Here is a 17,746-nt window from a genome sequence, read left to right as displayed (position 1 = left end):
GCAGCGACCACGCCAGCCGGGCAGTCCACTTTCCAGTGCGAGGAGACCCCATGAACACCCCGACCGCCCCGCTGCGGCACGACCCGGCTGCGGGTCATCCCCTGATTCCGGGTCCGGAAGGCCTGACACCGGTCTGGCTGACCACGGTGCTGCGCGCGGTCGGCAAGCTCAGGACGGCGACGGTCACGTCCGCGACGACGACACCGGTCGGCAACGGCATGCTCGGCACCAATCTGCGGATCAAGCTCGGCTACGACCAGCCGGAAGCCGGTGCGCCGGCCAGCCTCGTCGCCAAGCTGCAGGCCGCCGGCGAAACCAGCCGCGCGTCCGGAGCGGCGCTCGGCCTGTACGAGCGCGAGACGCGTTTCTACCAGGTGATCGCGCCGCGCATCGGCGGCCCGGTGCCGACGACCTACTTCGCCGACGTCAGCGCCGACGGCGCGACCTTCTGCCTGCTGTTCGAAGACTTGGCACCGGCGCGCGGCGGCGATCAGCTGACCGGCTGCAGCGTTGCCGACGCCGAGGCGGCGATGGACACCGCCGCCGCGATCCACGCCTCGGTCTGGGGCGATGCCGAGACGCTGGCGCAGCCGTGGATGGCGCGCGCGCAGATGGTCGGCATGTACACGGCGCAACTGCCGCCATGCGTGGCGGCGATCAAGCCGCGTTTCGCGGCGCTGCTGGAGCCGGGCGTGCCGGCCATCCTCGATGCCTTCGCGGCCGTGATCGGTCCATGGTTCGCGCAGCAGACCGCGCCGTTCACCATCGCCCATCACGACTACCGGCTCGACAACATCCTGTTCGATGCCCGCGGCGGCGCAACACCCGTCGCCGCGCTCGACTGGCAGACGCTGATGGCCGGTCCCGGCGTGCTCGACGTCGCCTACTTCATCGGCGCCGGCCTGCTTGCCGACGATCGCCGCGCGAACGAGGAACGGCTGGCCCGCCGCTATCACGCGGCCCTGCTGGCGCGCGGCATCCGCGACTACGACTGGGACCGCTGCTGGCATGACTACCGGCTGACCGCCGCGCACGGCCTGATCATGGCCGTGGTCGGCGCCGCCATCACCACCCCGACCGAACGCGGCGACCGGATGCTGAGCACGATGATCAATCGTCATGCCCGGCAGATGGTCGACCTCGACACGCTGTCGCTGATTCGCTGACCGGAGCGTTGACCATGCTGACCAAGGGCGATGATTACCCGATTCACCAGACGGCCGAGCCGATTGCCTACGCCGGCACCGATCGCAATTTCTACGACCGCTACTTCTTCAACGGCTACAACCCGGAAGGCACGCTGTACTTCGCGGCGGCCCTCGGCGTCTATCCGCTGCTGAACGTGATGGATGCGTCGTTCTGCGTCGTCGTCGACGGCGTGCAGCACAACCTGCATGCCTCGCGGCACCTGAAGATGGAGCGCATGGACACGACGGTCGGGCCGATCGCGATCGACGTCGTCGTGCCGCTGCAGCAGCTCCGGGTGCGGGTCGATTCCGCCGAGCACGGCCTGAAGGCCGACCTGCTGTTCACCGGCTATGCCGACGTGCTGGAGGAGCCGCGCTACACGCGCCGCAACGGTCCGCGCATGTTCATGGACCTGACCCGGCTGACCCAGCAGGGCGATTACAGCGGCTGGGTCGAACTCAAGGGCCGGCGTTTCGACGTCGCCGGTACCCGCGGCACCCGCGACCGCTCGTGGGGTGTCCGGCCGATCGGCCTGCCGGACCCGCAAGCCATGGATCCGCCGAACTTCTCGCAGTTCCACTGGATCTGGTCGCCGCTGCACTTCGACGACTGCTACGTGCTGTACCACCTCAATGCCGACGAGTTTGGCGAGCCGTGGAACACCGATGCCGTGATCGGCCGGCGCGGCAGCGGCGATGTCGATCACATGCGCCGCGCGACCTCGGCGCTGTGCATTCCGTCCGGCACGCGCCACGCCGAGGCGGCCGTGTACAAGCTCGTGCATCGCAATGGCGACGAAAGCCGGATCGATGTCACGGTGAAGTGGCCGTTCTTCATGACCGGCCTCGGCTACTTCAATCCGGACTGGGCGCACGGCCTGAACAAGGGCCCGCTGGCGATCGGCTATGACGAGATCCGCACCGCCGACATCAAGACCCACGCGCCGCCGTACACGCACATCCAGGCCTTCGTCCACGCCACGATGACGCACGCCGATGGCCGCGTGCAGCACGGTTACGGCGTGATGGAGCAGTTGCTGATCGGACCGTACCAGCCACTGGGCCTGACCGGCCTGCTCGATCCGATGCCGTGAGCAGCGGCTGACCGAGCGCCGCGGATCGCGCCGGCGTGCAGATCGACGCCGCGCGGCGTTGACCGCGGTCGCCACCGGCTTGCTGGGGCGGCCGTGCCGGGGCACCCTCGGCACCTCGCGTCGATCGAACTCGGCGAGCCGGGCAGGGTCCATCCCTCGCACCCGGCACGTCCGTGTCGTGCGCCGTCTTCCCGTCTGTCCCTTGCATCCGCATCCACCGAGCCCCGCCATGTCCGATACCCCGACCTACAAGCCGCCGAAGATCTGGACCTGGCAAAGCCCCAACGGCGGCCAGTTCGCCAACATCAATCGTCCGATTGCCGGCGCGACGAAGGAGCAGGTGCTGCCGGTCGGCCGGCATCCGCTGCAGCTGTATTCGCTGGCCACGCCGAACGGCGTCAAGGTCACGGTGATGCTCGAGGAACTGCTGGCACTCGGCCATGCGGGTGCGGAGTACGACGCCTGGCCGATCCGCATCACCGAGGGGGATCAGTTCGGCAGCGGCTTCGTCGACGTCAACCCGAATTCCAAGATTCCGGCGCTGATGGACCACAGCACGCCGACGCCGACCCGCCTGTTCGAATCCGGCGCGATCCTGCTGTATCTCGCCGAGAAGTTCGGGGCGCTGCTGCCGAAGGACCCGGCGGCTCGCGCGCAGGCGCTGAACTGGCTGTTCTGGCAGATGGGCAGCGCGCCGTATCTCGGCGGCGGCTTCGGGCATTTCTACGCCTATGCGCCGTTCAAGATCGAGTACGCGATCGATCGCTTCACGATGGAAGTCAAGCGCCAGCTCGACGTGCTCGACCGGCATCTGGCCACGAATGCCTATCTCGCCGGCGACGAATACAGCATCGCCGACATCGCCACGTGGCCGTGGTACGGCGCGCTGGTCAAGGGCCTGCTGTACGACGCCGCCGAGTTCCTGCAGGTCCAGGAGTATCGCCACGTCGTGCGCTGGGCCGATCAGATCAACGAGCGCCCGGCCTCGCAGCGCGGCCGCATGGTCAACCGCCTGTGGGGCGAGGCCTCGTCACAGTTGCACGAGCGTCACGACGCCAGCGATTTCGAGACCGGCACGCTCGACAAGCTGAAGAAGCCGGCCTGATCGCGACGGGCATCGCCGCCGCAGCGTGCTGCCCGGCGGCGACCGGACCAAGGTGAGTCCGCGGTCTAGCGGCGGTCGTCGCGCGAGTCGTCGCGACGGCGCGGCGCCGGTGCCGGGCGGCGCGCATTGCCGGCGCTGGCGTTGACGCGGGCGTCGACACCGACATTCACGCCGCCGCGGGTCGTGCCGCGGACGACGCCACCGGCGGTGTCCAGCGCGCCGTGCGTGGCGTCCCGGGCGATGCCGAGGCTGCCGCGGGTGACGTCGCGGGCAAGGCCGAGCCCGCCACGCGTCGCATCGCCCGCCACGCCGAGGGCGCCGCGCGTCGCGGTGTCCGCCACGCCCAGCGCGCCGCCGATGATGCCGCCGACCAGTCCGGGCCGACGACCGGGACCCCGGTCGTCATAGCGATCGTCGTAGCGCCCGCCATAGCGATCGTCATAGCGATCGTCATAGCGATCGTCATAGCGGTCGTCGTGGCGTCCGTAATAGCGGTCGTCGTGTCGTCGACCGTCGCGATCTCCGACTTCGACGTCGACGTTGACGCCGACCGAGGCGCGGGCCTGCTGCGCGGTCGCCGGCAACGCCGACACGGCGGCCAGCACGGTGGAGGTCAGCAAGTACAGCGGAACGCGCGATATCGCCATGTCGAAACTCCCTGCGGTGGACGGGCTGAATAATCCTGTGTTCAATTTAGTGAACGATTGTTCTCATTGCAACCGATTGCGTCCACCGTTCGTGACCGAGTTCCCGATGCCGATCGCGCGCCAATGTCGGCCGGCGCGGGCGGCGCGACGCGGTTCGTCGCGTCGTTGGTGGCCGCAGCGAATCGCGGTCATCGGACGACGATCGATCCGTGAGCAGTCGACGCTCGGCGGCAGTGGGCAGCGAGTGAACGATCGTGCACACTGCGGCCGCGCAAAAACCGGCTTGCCCGCCGCGACCCTGCGCCGGGCTGCGCGCCCGCCCGAAATCCCACGGCCGCAAGGCCCCTGTCGAGACTGCTTGCCGATGTCCGTGACCGCCCGTCTTCGCTCGCCGGCCCGTGCCGCGCGGGGTGCCGCCCGACGCCTGAACAACCTGCGCGATCGCCTGTTCGCCGCCGACACGCTGGTGCAGTCCGGGCAGACGCCGTTCGAGGTCATCCACACGCAGGACATCATCCAGCTGCGCTGCTACACGCCGACGGCCACGCCGGTGCACGCGGTGCCGGTGGTGCTGGTGGCGCCGCTCGCTGTCAACATGACCATCTACGACCTGTTTCCGGAGCGCAGTCTCGTTCGTGACCTGCTGGCGCGCGGTTGCAAGGTCTACCTGATCGACTGGGGCCGCCCGGACGCTGCGCACGATCACTGGCGGCTCAAGACCTACATCACCGAATTCATGCCGGCCCTGCTCGCCCAGGTGCGGGCGCATGCCGGCACGCGGACGCTGAGCCTGCATGGCTGGAGCTTCGGCGGGCTGTTCGCGTACGGCTACACGGCGTGGAGCGGCGACGCCGACATCCGCAACCTCGTGCTGCTCGGCGCGCCGTGCGACTACCACGACAACGGCGCGATCGGCCGCCAGCACCAGCGCCTGAGCCGTGTGATCCGCGGGCTGGGCAAGGTGCGCGCGCTGCGCCCGCATGCCACGCCGCCGCGGCTGTGGCGCGCGCCGGGCTGGTTCAACAGCGCGCTGTACAAGCTCACCGCGCCCGCCGCCAGCCTGCGGCCGTATCTCGATCTGCTGACCGAGCTGCACGACCGCGAAAAGGTCGCCGCGCACGCCACCCATGCCGCTTTCCTCGACGACATGGTGGCCTACCCGGGCGGCGTCATTCAGGACACCGTGCAGTACCTGTGGGCCGACAACGTGCTGGCCGCCGGCCGCCTGCCGATTCCGGGCAGCGATGCCCACCTCTCGGCGATCCGGGCGAACCTGCTGCTGGTCGCCGGGCGCGGCGATCCGATCGTCACGCCGACCTGCACCCGGGCGCTGCTGAAGTTCGTCGCCAGCCGCGACGTCAAGGTCGAGGTCGTGCCCGGCGGCCACATGGCCATCGTGTCGGGCAATCAGGCCCCGACCACGGTCTGGCCGCTGGTCGGCGACTGGCTGGCGGCGCGCTCGGCCTGATCGCCGCGCCACTGCCGGGCGGGGCACGCGCTCGTTAGACTGCGCGTCGCCGGATTGCCTGCCTCGGGAGGGGCCTGCCGGATGTCCAACCGCACGACGAGAACGCCGCGATGACGGTGTCACTGCCTGCCGCCTACGCCGAGCTGGTTCGCATCGAACGCTGGGGCGAGGAACGGCAACTGCTGGCGGCCGCTGCCATCGAGCCCGGCGCGGTGCTCGTCGCCGAATATCCGATCGCCTTCGTCGAGGTCCAGCCGCACGAGGAAGACGACGGCGCGCTGCTGCTGCTGGAATCGATCCTCGCGACGCAGGACCGCGAGGCGCATGACCGTGCGGCGGACCTCAAGCTCGGCGTCTGGACGCTGAGCGGGCGCGAGACCGAACGGCTCGCGCACTACGCCGCGGTCTACCGGCGCAATCCGAAGAAGCTCACGCAGCTCTATCACCGCGTTGCCGCGAACAACATCCGCTACGCGCAGGGCGGCGTGATCGGCTACGGCCTGTGGCCGATCGTCAGCCGCTCGAATCACTCCTGCGACCCGAACGCGCGCCTCGGCGCCAGCGAAGGCCAGCCGTTGCTGGAACTGCTGATCGCGACCCGTCCGATCGCGCCCGGCACTGCGATCTGCTGGAACTATCTCGGCGACGATTCGTTCCTCGCGCTCGACTGGTTCGCGCGCAACGCGCAGCTGCTGAAGGACTTCCGCTTCCTGTGTCGCTGCAGCCGCTGCGAGGCGGAGCGCCCGCCCGAGATCGCCGCGCTGCCGAAGGCGCAGATCGCCGCCTGGTTCCAGCGCATCGGCTGAGGGTTGGGCAACCTTCATCGGCAGCGGCCACGGCCCTGTCCACCACGCCCAGGAGAATCAGCGGCGGCCACCGTGAACGACTGCCGGCGAACGCCATCGCGAGCACTTCCGGAGCGATCGACACGCTACGATCACCGCGCGCGGCACCATCCGCGCTGGCCCCGAATCCGTCATGCCGAAGCGCAATTCCCCGAACGATCTGAAGAGCCTCGACGACCTGAGCCGTCTCGACGAAATCATCGTCGACAAGCGCAACGAGCAGCGCGCCGATGCCAAGAAGAACCGGCGCAACCGTCATTACGGCCGCCAGTTCATCCGCAACGCGATCGGGCGCGGGCTGCCGGATGGCAGCGCTGATTCGCCGGACGAAGGCTGATCGATCGCTGATCGCTTCGGCGCGCGCGGCGGTGCGGTGCTGCTACAGCGCGACCACCGGCCCGGGATGCAGGCGCCACGCGCCGCTGATGGTCGAGAACATGTCGATCGAGGTCTGTGCGTAGAGCCGCCAGGCGCCGGCATGCCGGACGCCGATCACGGTGGCGCGAGCGCCGTGGTAGTCGTTGGGGCCAAAGGTCTGCAGCGGCACACCGGCCGCGGCCGCGAAATGGCCGTTCACGTCCAGTTGCGTATGCAGCACGGTGCCGACGATTCCGTCCTTCGGCTGGACATGGATGCACCACAGATCTGCACCCTGCGTGATCCACGCGAAAGTGCAGCCGGACAGTTGTCCCGTCGTCATCAGGTTGGCCGAGTGGTCGACCACATAGTGCGGCATCGCCCCGATGTTGCCGGCCAGATTCGGGCAGCCATACAACATTGAGTTGTAATTCACCATCGGCACGCCGAGGGTCTGAAACGGCCCGGTGCTGTTGGGCATCACGCCCTCCTGCAGGAAGAAGCTCGAAATCTCCTTCGTGTGCAGGAAGCCCGGTCGCGTTGCGCCGTAATGACCCTCCTTTCGAACCTGCCCGCCAATCTGTCCGGCATGGCCGGCCCCTTTCTTGGCGAGGTAGAACGGCTTGAGGTTGGCCGCGCCCGGCACCCACGGTGCCGAGGCGCCAGCGATGCGGATCGGGTAGTAGCGGAAGAAGTGATCGGGATTCGCCTGCAACTGATTCAATGCGTTTAACGGATTCATCGTCGTCTCCCAGTCTGATCACTCACGGCTCGCGCAACCGCCACGGCTGCCAGTTGATAGTAGGAACGGACGATGAAACACAGACAGGGCGATCGCGACCCGCAATGAGCGCTGCATCACAACCGTCGACGGCGCGTGGCCGTGGACGGGACGGGCTCCATCGGGGTTTTACACCGCGACGGCGCCGGGACCATGGACGACGATCAATCGCCAGCGGCTGGCCGCGGCCGCCATCCGCGTCTGCAGCCTCGTCCCGGTCCTCGTCCGGTCAGGCCGTGATCCGCTCGATCAGCAGTTCCGACACCGGCGGTCCGGACGGATCATCAAAGCCGAAGATCCGCTCGATCTCGGGCTCGATCTCCACCGTCTGGCCGGCCTGCAGATGCAGCCGCATCAGCGCGTCGCCGTTCGCGACGACGTCGCCCGGCCGCACCAGCATCTCGATGCCGACGGCCACGTCGATCCGGCTTTCCGCGGTCGCGCGGCCCGCGCCCATGCGGATGCCGGCCAGCCCGAGCCGGCGCGCGTGGATGTGCGTGATCGTGCCGCTGCGCGTCGCCTTCACGACACGCGTCACCGCCGCCTGCGGCAGCCGGCTTTCCCAGCTGGCCACCGCGCCCTGGTTGCGGGCGATGTCCATGAACACCTGCAGCGCGCGGCCCGACGTGATCGCCGCCCGCGCATCGCTGATCGCCTGCGCCATCGTGCCGCGCGTGCCGCCGAGCACGGCCATCTCCGCCGCCAGCCGCAGCGACAATTCCAGCAGTGGTGCTGCGAGCCGGCGATGGTTCGCGCTCGGGTAGTCGTCGCGCAGCATCCACAGGCATTCGGTCACTTCATTGGCGTTGCCGATCATGCTGCCGAGCGGTTCGTCCATGCGCGTGACGCAGGCCAGCGCGCGGATGCCGGCACCGGCGGTGGCATCGACCAGCGAACGGCCCAGCGCCCGCGCCTGCGGCAGGTCGGTCATGAACGCGGCCTCGCCGCACTTCACGTCATAGACCACCACGTCCACCCCTTCCGCCCACTTCTTCGACACGATGCTCGCCGTGATCAGCGGCACGCTGTCGATGGTCGCGGTGACATCGCGCAGGTGGTAGAGCTTGCGGTCGGCCGGGCACAGGTCGTGCGATTGCGCGGTCAGGCAGACGCCGGTGCGATCCAGCCATTCCACCATTTGCCGTTCGCTCGGCTGCATGGTGAAGCCGGGAATCGATTCCAGCTTGTCGACCGTGCCGCCGGTGTGGCCCAAGCCCCGGCCGCTCATCATCGGCACCTTGAGATCGAGACAGGCCGCGACCGGTGCCAGCACCAGCGATACCTTGTCGCCAACGCCGCCGGACGAATGCTTGTCGGCGAACACCGCGTTGTGGAAGTTCGCGCTGAGCGCACGCCAGTCGAAGCAACGGCCGGATTCCTTGACGCTGCGCGTCAGGAACAGGGTTTCGTGGCGCGAAAAGCCCTTCAGGTAGCCCGCCATCAGCCACGCGGCGACCTGATAGTCCGGGATCGAGCCATCGGAAAAGCCGCGCACGAGGAAGGCGATCTCGTCATCGTTCAGTGCCAGCCCGTCGCGCTTCTTCCGCAGCAGCTCCGAGACCAGGAACGCAGGTGCGGCCGTCATGCCAGACCGCTCGCGGCCGCGAGCGCCGGGCTGCGCGCGGCATCTTCGAGCTGCACCAGCGCATCGTCGAGCCCGAGGCTGTCGAGCGTCAGCCGCGCGATGCTGGTGAAGCCCGGCACGGTGCCGAAGTCCTGCGCCTTGAACGCGGCCGACGGGCTCCAGAACAGCAGCGGCACGTCCTCGCGGGTGTGATCGGTGCCGGGATGCGTCGGGTCGTTGCCGTGGTCGGCGGTCAGCACCAGCAGGTCGCGCGGGCCGCAGGCGGCTTCGAGCGTGGGCAGGAAGGCGTCGAAATCGATCAGCGCCTGCCCGTAGCTGCCGGGATTGCGGCGATGGCCGTGCAACTGATCGAAGTCGATCAGGTTGGTGAAGATCAGCCCTCGGCTTCCGGCCGTGCGCGCCATGACTTCCACCGTCGCCGCAAGGCTGGTCTCGTTGCGGCCGGTGTGCTCGACGAGCGTCACCGAGCGGTGCGCGAAGATGTCCTCGATCTTGCCGATGCCGGCCACGACATGCTGCCGCGCCACCAGCAGATCAAGCAGATTGGGCGCCGGCGGCGGCATGCTGAAATCGCGGCGGTTCTCGGTGCGCACGTAGGCGCCGGCCTGCGACCCCGTGCCCGTGCCGATAAAGGGCCGGGCGATCACGCGGCCCACGCCGAGCGGGTCCAGCAGCGCACGGGCCGAGCGGCAGATCGCGTACAGGCGCTCAAGCCCGAAGGTTTCTTCCGAGCAGGCGACCTGAAACACGCTGTCGCCGGAGGTGTAGACGATCGGCTTGCCGGATGCCCGATGCTCGTCGCCGAACTCGTCGAGCACCGCCGTGCCGGACGCCGGCCGATTGCACAGCCAGCCGGGCAGATCGTTGTCCCGGCACCAGCGCTCCATCAGCTCGGTGCTGAAACCCTGCGGAAACAGCGGCCATTCGTGTTGCAGCACATGCCCGGCCATTTCCCAGTGCCCGGTCGTCGTGTCCTTGCCGGGGGACAGCTCCTGCAAGCGCGCGGTCGCGGCCTGCGCCGCAGCCACCGCGCCGCAGCCGGGCACGGCCGCGATGTTGCCGAGGCCCCAGCGTTCGAGATTCGGCAGCGCGAACGGCGGCTGATGATCGCGGCACCATTCGGCGACATGCCGCAGCGTGTGGGCGGCCTCATCGCCAAAGCGCGCGGCATCCGCCGCCGCGCCGACGCCGACGGAATCCAGCACCACGAGGATGACGCGATCAATACAGGCCATGCGTCCCGCCGTCGGCAGTCGCCGCCGTTGTCGATGCGGCCAGTCCGCGAATGATCGCGATCGACGCCGAGCAGCCCAACCGAGTGGCCCCGGCCTCGACCAGCGCCAGCGCCGTCGCCGTATCCCGAATGCCGCCGCTGGCCTTCACGCCGAGATCAGCGCCCACGCAGTTCCGCATCAGGCGGATGTGGGCAGCGGTGGCGCCGCCCGAGCCAAAGCCGGTGGAGGTCTTCACGAAGCGCGCACCGCCGGCCGCCGCCGCCGCGCAGGCCAAGCGGATCTCGTCATCGCTCAGGTAACAGGTTTCGAGGATCACCTTCACCGGCTTGCCGCCGCTGGCGGCGACCACGTCGCGAATATCGTTCGCCACCTCGTCCCAGAGGCCGGACCTGGCGCCGCCAACGTCCAGCACCATGTCGATCTCCTGCGCGCCGGCCGCCACCGCCTCGCGCGCTTCCCGCGCCTTGGCACCGGCCAGGCTCGCGCCGAGCGGAAAGCCGACCACCGTGATCGGCAGCACCGGCGCATGGTCCAAGCACTGCACCGCGAACGGAATCCAGCGCGGATTGACGCACACCGAATAGAAGCCGTGCTCGACCGCTTCCGCGCACAGCTGGCGAATCTGCAACGCCGTCGCCTCCGCTTTCAGCAGCGTGTGGTCGATCATTCCGGCGAGTCGAGCGGCATCCATGAGTCGGCAAATCCCCTGATTCGTGAGCGGCCCGGCCGGTTGTGCAATCGACCGGGCTCAGCGGCGAATACTGAACCACAACGGCCGCGGTCGGGTGGGGGAGTCGGGCTGGAAGCGATGCGGATCAATGGCCGTGATGCGAGCGGCGACTGCCGTGCCGGTCACCGGCCCGACGGGCTTCAGCCACGAAGGGGGATCGGCTTCGAACCGCAACGGCGAAAGTTGTTGCAGCCCCAGAAGTCCGGCTTTCCGTCCTTGCCGGTTCGGCGATGCATCTTGATGTCGCAGGCCGGACAGGTCGGCGTGGTGTAGTCGCCACGCGTGATCGTCGCCAGCAGCTCGGCTTGTTCCGGAGCCGTCAGCGCCATGATCTGCTGCAGCAGTTCCTCGCCACTGATCAGTTTCAGATGCTTGCCTTCGGCGAATGCCCGGGCGTCCGGCGTGAAACCGGACAAGCCGTAGAACAGCGCGAGATTGGCCTTGAAGTGATCCTTGGCTCCCCACAGCGCGCGCACTGACTCCACCCCCACGGGCTTTGACGACCAGGACTTGCACTGCGCCACTGCGAAGATCTTGCCGGGATCGCGCCGGTCGGCGATCAGGACGTCGACGCCGCCATCCGCACCCGGACCGCTCAGTCGCGCTGGATAGCCCTTGCAGTTCCAGAACTGCATGCACAGTTCCTCGAAGCGCTTCCACTCCAGCTCCCGGATCAGGGCGATGTTCCACGTCAACGGAGCCTGCGCAGCGTCCGCAGGTTGTTCGGATCGGGCTGGCCCAGACGGCGCCGGCCGGCTCGGCGCGTCCGGTTCCGATTCGTACGGGTCCCGCACGGGAGACGCCGCCTCGCCGTTGCGGCTTGAAGGGTTCGACGCGCGCCGGTTCGGTTGGCCGCTAGATCGACGGTTCGATCGCCCGCCCTGTTTGCGCGTCGTCGCCTTGATCACCAGCACCTTGATCGCGCCGATGGCAAGCAGGATAACTGCGGTCACGCCGAAGCCCTTCACCGCAACGTCCATGATCGGCTTGAACGGGTTGGGGCGACCGTCGACCGATGAAGGCGCCTGTGCCGCCGCGAAATTACCGTCCACCTTGATCGCTGCCGCCGGCTGAACCGACGGTGGCGTCGACACTGCACCGCGCGGGGCGCTGATCGTCTGATCCTGGACGTCGCAAGCCCTGTCCTGCGCTTTCCGCGCGCCATCCGCCCCCACGCAAACCCAGAACGGGCGTTGCGTTCCCTGGGCAAAGGCGGCCTGCTGCGCCAGCACGGCCAGTGCCACCAGCAATACGGCATTCAGGCAGTTCGACACGTTCACGAACCCTCGATGCTGAGACGGCTTCCGGCAGCCAAGGCATTAGCGTAAGCCTGAGTTCTCGGCGACGACAGATCGTCTCCATTCACGGCGCGTTGCACAGGCCGCCGGTCATGGCCTGCGGCGAAAAATGCCTTGCGGCGGTGGCGTTCGGGCAAGGCCACAGGTCAGGTCATACGCCTGAGTTCGCGATCCATGGCACGGAGTGGACGCTGCAACCCAACACCGTGTCACCGGAGTTCAGCGCAGGGGTGAACTGGGACCGTCTGATTCGTGGGCTTGCCTCAGTGGCGCCGAACGCGTGCGGTCCAGCAAAGGGTCATCGCCATCCTTCGGGATTCCAGCGGCTGCCGTTCAGGTAGCGGGGCGTACCGTGTGTGACCCTCATCGAGAAACCACACATGCGCACTCTGACCCTGACCTCCGCCGCCGCCCTCGTTCTGCTGCTGAGCGCCTGCTCCGGCAGCGAATCCCCGAAAGCCGCACCCGCCGCCGCCCCGGCCGCCGCCGCTGCCAGCACCAGCCTCAGCATCAACGCCAAGGATGGTGCCGTGTCCTACGAAAGCGACAACGGCAAGAACAGCACGTCGATCAGCGTCGGTGGCGATACCGCCGAGAAGAAGGAAAAGAAGCCCGAATAAGCCTGAGACGCTGGCGGCCACAGGCCGCTAACGCTCGTGGTTCGTTGCACAAGCCACCTCTTACGCCTACGCGTGAGAGGTTTTTTTACAGTTGTGGCGGGGCCGCGAGGCCGTAAGCTAGATCGCTACCGTCTGACGTCGCGACCTATCGCACACGGGGATTGGGTGAATTTGTAAGCTGTCACCGTAATTCGCCGATGCAGTTAGCTGGCGAGGGATTGGCAACAATTAAATTGAGCCTGGCCCCTTTTAACTCAAGCCCCTTTAATTCAAGAAATTAATGACGTTACTGTACTTCGGAGCGCTAAGATATCATCTTTGTTTTGCCGCCCTAATTCTTCGGCCAGCGCGGTCTTAAATTTAAGTAAATCTACCCCAATTTCATAGTGACGTTGTAGATCTTCGAACAGGAGCTTGCCACTACACAAAGATTTCCAGTCGTTTTCCCATTGCGGCTGCAATTCACCTCGTCTGGCATCAAATTTCGTGTAAAAATCTGTTTCCCAATCAGCCTTCGAGGTCAATACTCTTAACTGATCAGCAGCTTCATTGAATTTTTGTAGTTGTAAATTTGCTATATCAGTTACAGATTTATTTTTCAATTCTTTGGCTTTAATTGCTACTGTTATTGATCGGTATTCATTGATCAAATCATTAAGTATTACTCGTTCGAGTTGCGCGATTGCAAGCTCTTTAATGTGGCGCGAAAAAGTGCCACGGGAGTCGGGTGGTCGTTTGGCCGATTTCTGAATCTTGTCGTAAAGTACTTCCTCATCTAAAAGATAGTTCTCAATGCAGTATCTGTTTAACTGAGCAATTTTGACTAAGTTGCTGCTTTTGAATTGCGTCGGCTGACGATCATTATCAAATAGAAAGCCTTGAGGTTCTCGAAGTAATCCTTTTGCTTCTGCAGCCTGTAGGTCTCGTATTGATTTTTCTACTTCCGGTCTTCCATTTAATCCGCGACTTTGAACGCCAACCAAATCCGAAGGAAATGCAGCTTCCAGTATTGCAACGTCGCTGTCGCCTTCCACGAACATTAATGCTTTGGAAGTTAGTGCACTTTCCGTACTCACACCAAGACGTCTTACTATCTCTAAAACTTCTATTTTATCTTGCGGTAAAACTGGAGATATATCAGTGTCGCTTCGTAGATGAAAAAGTTCAGCATCATCATGCTCGAAAGCATCACGCATTAACTCTGGGCTATGGGTAGATACAATAAACTGAGAATCAGTTACTCCAACAATTTCTTTTGCAAGGTATGGAAGAATTTTTTTGCATACTGCAGCGTTAAGGTGAAGTTCAAGCTCATCAACAAGGATGATACTTCCCTCAGTGATAGCATTACGAAAGAGAAGAAAACTCAGTACTAGTCCTTTTTCTCCGCTGCTCAGGCTGTCAATATCAAAAATCTTACCGGAGGTAATATCCTTAACCAGGACCGCAAGTAGCCCAGATGGTTTCTGACTTAGGCCTATAAACTGCTTACCAGGCAAGAAAGTTGTAAATATCTTGTTAAATTCTGACTCAATTGAGATGCCTTCCATCGCTCCAAGAAGCGTTTGATTTATAACAGATTGTTTTAGTCGACCATATTTTGTTGTTGCAGTAGCAAAGTGACTATCAGTTTGTGCTTTAAAATCTTGTGGGCCAATTTGTATCGCAATTTCCCCCTGAGGGAGGGATCTATCAGCTGGAAAGTAACTAAAGATCGCTTTGTCGGGGGTAAGATTTCTTTCGACCGCACTTACGAAGAGATTGATGATGGCGCCGGATGTGGATATCTGCGTTGCAGTTATCTCAATTGAAGTAACGAAGGGTGCGTCTGGTTTCAGTGATGCCAAAGCTTCCTCTACATGAGCCGAAGCTTCCAGCTGGGCTTGCTGTCCGACATTAGTCGAGAAATACGCGCGCAGATCATAGGTTGGGTCATCAAACGACCGCCCTAGTTGCGCGGAGACCAAGTTCCGAGCTATCTGAGTGTTACAGCGTTTAAGTGTTTCAATCTCTGACGCTGTGAAGGTCAAAGTTAACGCTATGTTAACTGGCTTAGTTACATCCCCCGCGAGCGCGGAAAAATCATATTGAAGCTGACCATTGTAGAAGTGTGCGCTGGTTGCCCCTAGGTGAATAAGCACATTACGCAGTTCATCTTGCATTCTTGGGAATAGGACGGCTTTGGCGAGCCGAATTGATTCGAAAATCGAACTTTTCCCAGCAGCATTGGGGCCAACGACGACTGAAATATTTTTTTTAAGTGAAAACTCAATATCAGCCAGCTTTCGGAAATTTTTGATACTTACTTTATTAATTTTCATACTTAACTCGGTGCCGTCATAAGAAAAAGGCCGGCAAGCCGGCCTTTTATTAATCCCAGCTCAAAGCCCCACCGGTCTGATACTCCTTCACGCGCGTCTCAAAGAAGTTCTTCTCCTTCTTCAGATCCGTGACCTTGCTTATCTATGGGAGCGGGTGCTTCGTGCCAGTGCAAGGCTGCTTCAATTCGATGTGCAGACACGGCGAGCGGCATTCATGCTTCCGCCGCCATGATGAGTTCGACATTCTTCTTGAGCAACTCATTCGCCAGCGTACTGGTGTCGATCTTGCGGCGCTCGGCGCGGTCCGCGAGGAATTCCATGACGTCGGCATCGAGATAAATCGGGATTTGTTTGACGGCATCCTTGTGATAGAAGCGCCCGCGTTCTGCGTTGCTCCAATCCTGGATTTCGGGAGCGTCAGACGTATCGATCTGATCGTCCGGCTGCGCAGCGAGTGCTTCCAGCTCCTGGCGCTGTTTAGCGGTCAGCTTGCTCATAGCGTTTGCGTTCCGACGGTGTGGCCCGGCGGGCCGAGATGATGCGGATAACCTCGTTATCCTGCTCGTCACGGTGCGTATGTACAACCAGGACCAGCAGTGCTGATCCTGCCTTGCCGATGGTCTGCCAGCGTTGCTCGCCGACTGAGGAATCACGATCCGCGATTGTCAGTGCGACTGGATCGTCAAACACCAGAACGGCTGTTTCGAAGCTGAGCCGATGCTTGATCCGGTTCGCGTGGTCCTTGTTGGGGTCCCACTCGAACCGGATCATTGGGGATTAAAGCCTCAAAATCTGCGGCGGAATCAATCCCAGCTCAAAGCCCCACCCGTCTGATACTCCGTCACTCGCGTCTCAAAGAAGTTCTTCTCCTTCTTCAGATCCATGACCTCGCTCATCCACGGGAACGGGTTCTCCGCACCCGGGTAGAGCTGCTTCAGGCCGATCTGCGAGCAGCGGCGGTTGCAGACAAACTTCAGGTATTCGTTGAACTGGCTGGCGTTCAGGCCGAGCACGCCGCGCGGCATGGTGTCGTGGGCGTACTTGATTTCGAGTTCGGTCGCCTCGGTCAGCATCTGGGCGATTTCGTCCTGGAACTTCGGCGTCCACAGGTGCGGGTTCTCGATCTTGATCTGGTTGATCACGTCGATGCCGAAGTTCATGTGCATGGACTCGTCGCGCATGATGTACTGGATCTGCTCGGACACGCCGACCATCTTGTTGCGGCGGCCGAAGCTCAGCAGCTGCACGAAGCCGACGTAGAAGAAGATGCCTTCGAACACGACGTAGAACGCGATCAGGTCACGCAGCAGGCGCTGGTCGGCTTCCGGGGTGCCGGTGTGGAAGCTTTCATCCGCCAGGCTCTGGGTGAACGGCAGGCTCCACGCGGCCTTGTCGTGGATGCTCGGCACTTCGCGGTACATGTTGAACACTTCGGCTTCGTCGAGGCCGAGCGATTCGATGCAGTACTGGTAGGCGTGCGTGTGGATCGCTTCCTCGAACGCCTGACGCAGCAGGTACTGGCGGCATTCCGGGTTCGTCAGGTGCTTGTAGACGGCGAGCACGAGATTGTTCGCGACGAGGCTGTCGGCGGTCGAGAAGAAGCCGAGGCTGCGCTTGATGATCATGCGCTCGTCTTCGGTCAGGCCGTTCGGGTCCTGCCAGAGCGCGATGTCGGCGCTCATGTTCACTTCCTGCGGCATCCAGTGGTTGTTGCAGGCGTCGAGGTACTTCTTCCAGGCCCATTCGTACTTGAACGGCACGAGCTGGTTCAGGTCCGCGCGGCAGTTGATGATCTTCTTGTCGTCGACCTGGATCCGGCGTGCGCCGATGGTGATGTCTTCGAGGCCGGTGGCACCGGCTTCGGCCTTGGCCTGCGGCGGCGTCAGCTTGAATTCGCTGGCTTCCGGAATGCGCGGCGTGGCGGCCGGCGTCGGCGCGGCGTAGACCGGGCGCGCAGCCGGGGCGGCGACACGCGGCGTGGCGACGATCGGATCGATCATCGGCGGCACGTGCATCGGCGTTGAAGCGGTCGGGGCGGTGGCAACCGGGGCGTCATCCCAATCCAGCATGTGTCTGTCCTCTTGAAGTCGAATCGAAAGTGGTGCGGCAACGCCAGTGCGGCAGCGCGCCGTGAGCAGGTGAAACGGTGACGGCCTCGCGGTGCGGCTGCGGGAGCGCAACACGCGGTGCCGATGATTCGGGTACTGCTGAACAACCGGGGCCGGCAACGCGGCGGACGATGACCGACCAAGCCCTCAGGCCTTGCCGCGCCCGACCGTACGCCTGTCTGGCGTTGTTGCCGACGGTGCCGGTTCTGGCCGGGTGGCCACCGGTAGCGTGCCGGCACATCGATCGACAGGCTGCCGGCAAGCGCCGGGCGGGGCGTGATCCTGACGGCTGGCGGGCCGGAAAACCGGCGTCTGCCGCGCGTCGAAACCGGCCTCTAGGTTGCTCCGCGACCTGATCGAAGTCA

At 64.1% G+C, this 17,746-nt stretch carries 17 protein-coding genes; 7 read left to right on the top strand and 10 right to left on the bottom strand.

Going from position 1 to position 17,746, the window contains the following annotated elements:
* Positions 1-50 precede the first annotated feature (50 nt).
* The 3 genes from QZ951_RS11770 to yghU all read left to right on the top strand — a co-directional run bounded on the left by QZ951_RS11770 (position 51) and on the right by yghU (position 3,386).
* Positions 51-1,166, top strand: coding sequence for a phosphotransferase (locus QZ951_RS11770; RefSeq protein WP_293000819.1), 1,116 nt, complete (start codon positions 51-53; stop codon positions 1,164-1,166).
* 14 nt (positions 1,167-1,180) lie between these two features.
* On the top strand, positions 1,181-2,281 hold the full coding sequence (locus QZ951_RS11765; RefSeq protein WP_293000817.1) for a hypothetical protein: 1,101 nt from the start codon (positions 1,181-1,183) through the stop codon (positions 2,279-2,281).
* Positions 2,282-2,510: 229 nt separating this feature from the next.
* Positions 2,511-3,386 carry a glutathione-dependent disulfide-bond oxidoreductase gene (gene yghU, locus QZ951_RS11760; RefSeq protein ID WP_293000815.1) on the top strand — a complete coding sequence of 292 codons (876 nt, stop codon included), beginning with the start codon at positions 2,511-2,513 and terminating at the stop codon, positions 3,384-3,386.
* A 65-nt stretch (positions 3,387-3,451) separates the two neighbouring features.
* On the opposite strand, the gene QZ951_RS11755 is transcribed toward yghU, so the two are convergent.
* On the bottom strand, positions 3,452-4,033 hold the full coding sequence (locus QZ951_RS11755) for a hypothetical protein (protein WP_293000813.1): 582 nt from the start codon (positions 4,031-4,033) through the stop codon (positions 3,452-3,454).
* A gap of 364 nt (positions 4,034-4,397) precedes the next feature.
* Between QZ951_RS11755 and QZ951_RS11750 the strand changes: the two genes are divergently transcribed.
* From QZ951_RS11750 to QZ951_RS11740, 3 genes are all read left to right on the top strand, one after another.
* A complete protein-coding gene (locus tag QZ951_RS11750; RefSeq protein WP_293000811.1) occupies positions 4,398-5,501 on the top strand; it encodes an alpha/beta fold hydrolase in 1,104 nt (367 codons plus the stop codon).
* Between the two features lie 110 nt (positions 5,502-5,611).
* Positions 5,612-6,307: an SET domain-containing methyltransferase gene (locus tag QZ951_RS11745; protein WP_293000809.1), complete on the top strand. Its 696-nt coding sequence runs from the start codon at positions 5,612-5,614 to the stop codon at positions 6,305-6,307.
* A gap of 172 nt (positions 6,308-6,479) precedes the next feature.
* A complete protein-coding gene (locus QZ951_RS11740; protein ID WP_293000807.1) occupies positions 6,480-6,683 on the top strand; it encodes a hypothetical protein in 204 nt (67 codons plus the stop codon).
* A gap of 42 nt (positions 6,684-6,725) precedes the next feature.
* Here the strand turns inward: QZ951_RS11740 and QZ951_RS11735 are convergent, their stop codons facing one another.
* From QZ951_RS11735 to QZ951_RS11715, 5 genes are all read right to left on the bottom strand, one after another.
* Positions 6,726-7,445, bottom strand: coding sequence for a hypothetical protein (locus tag QZ951_RS11735; RefSeq protein WP_293000805.1), 720 nt, complete (start codon positions 7,443-7,445; stop codon positions 6,726-6,728).
* 268 nt (positions 7,446-7,713) lie between these two features.
* Entirely contained in the window at positions 7,714-9,069 is a 1,356-nt protein-coding gene (locus QZ951_RS11730) for a thymidine phosphorylase (protein WP_293000803.1), read from the bottom strand.
* Complete coding sequence (locus QZ951_RS11725; RefSeq protein WP_293000801.1) at positions 9,066-10,304, bottom strand: phosphopentomutase; 1,239 nt, start codon at positions 10,302-10,304, stop codon at positions 9,066-9,068. The genes QZ951_RS11730 and QZ951_RS11725 overlap by 4 nt, the downstream gene beginning before the upstream one ends.
* Positions 10,291-10,995, bottom strand: a complete 705-nt coding sequence (gene deoC / locus QZ951_RS11720; RefSeq protein WP_293000799.1) for a deoxyribose-phosphate aldolase — start codon at positions 10,993-10,995, stop codon at positions 10,291-10,293. Before deoC ends, QZ951_RS11725 begins: the two co-directional genes overlap by 14 nt.
* Before the next feature lie 179 nt (positions 10,996-11,174).
* On the bottom strand, positions 11,175-12,314 hold the full coding sequence (locus QZ951_RS11715; protein ID WP_293000797.1) for a restriction endonuclease: 1,140 nt from the start codon (positions 12,312-12,314) through the stop codon (positions 11,175-11,177).
* A gap of 398 nt (positions 12,315-12,712) precedes the next feature.
* Between QZ951_RS11715 and QZ951_RS11710 the strand changes: the two genes are divergently transcribed.
* Complete coding sequence (locus QZ951_RS11710; RefSeq protein WP_293000795.1) at positions 12,713-12,952, top strand: hypothetical protein; 240 nt, start codon at positions 12,713-12,715, stop codon at positions 12,950-12,952.
* A gap of 269 nt (positions 12,953-13,221) precedes the next feature.
* Here QZ951_RS11710 and QZ951_RS11705 read toward each other — a convergent pair whose 3' ends face one another.
* The 4 genes from QZ951_RS11705 to QZ951_RS11690 form a co-directional block, all read right to left on the bottom strand.
* The gene (locus QZ951_RS11705) at positions 13,222-15,273 is read right to left on the bottom strand and encodes an AAA family ATPase (protein WP_293000793.1); all 2,052 of its coding nucleotides are present in this window, start codon (positions 15,271-15,273) and stop codon (positions 13,222-13,224) included.
* 212 nt (positions 15,274-15,485) lie between these two features.
* Positions 15,486-15,770 (bottom strand): hypothetical protein, encoded by a 285-nt coding sequence (locus tag QZ951_RS11700; protein WP_293000791.1) that lies wholly within the window; start codon positions 15,768-15,770, stop codon positions 15,486-15,488.
* Positions 15,751-16,044, bottom strand: coding sequence for a BrnT family toxin (locus QZ951_RS11695; protein WP_293000789.1), 294 nt, complete (start codon positions 16,042-16,044; stop codon positions 15,751-15,753). The genes QZ951_RS11700 and QZ951_RS11695 overlap by 20 nt, the downstream gene beginning before the upstream one ends.
* A gap of 32 nt (positions 16,045-16,076) precedes the next feature.
* Positions 16,077-17,288 carry a ribonucleotide-diphosphate reductase subunit beta gene (locus QZ951_RS11690; protein WP_366943910.1) on the bottom strand — a complete coding sequence of 404 codons (1,212 nt, stop codon included), beginning with the start codon at positions 17,286-17,288 and terminating at the stop codon, positions 16,077-16,079.
* Between the last annotated feature and the right edge of the window lie 458 nt (positions 17,289-17,746).

It is taken from the genome of Nevskia sp., from assembly GCF_021732705.1.
In the GTDB taxonomy this organism is placed as follows: Bacteria; Pseudomonadota; Gammaproteobacteria; order Nevskiales; family Nevskiaceae; genus Nevskia.
This window is presented reverse-complemented; position numbering and strand designations above follow the sequence as displayed.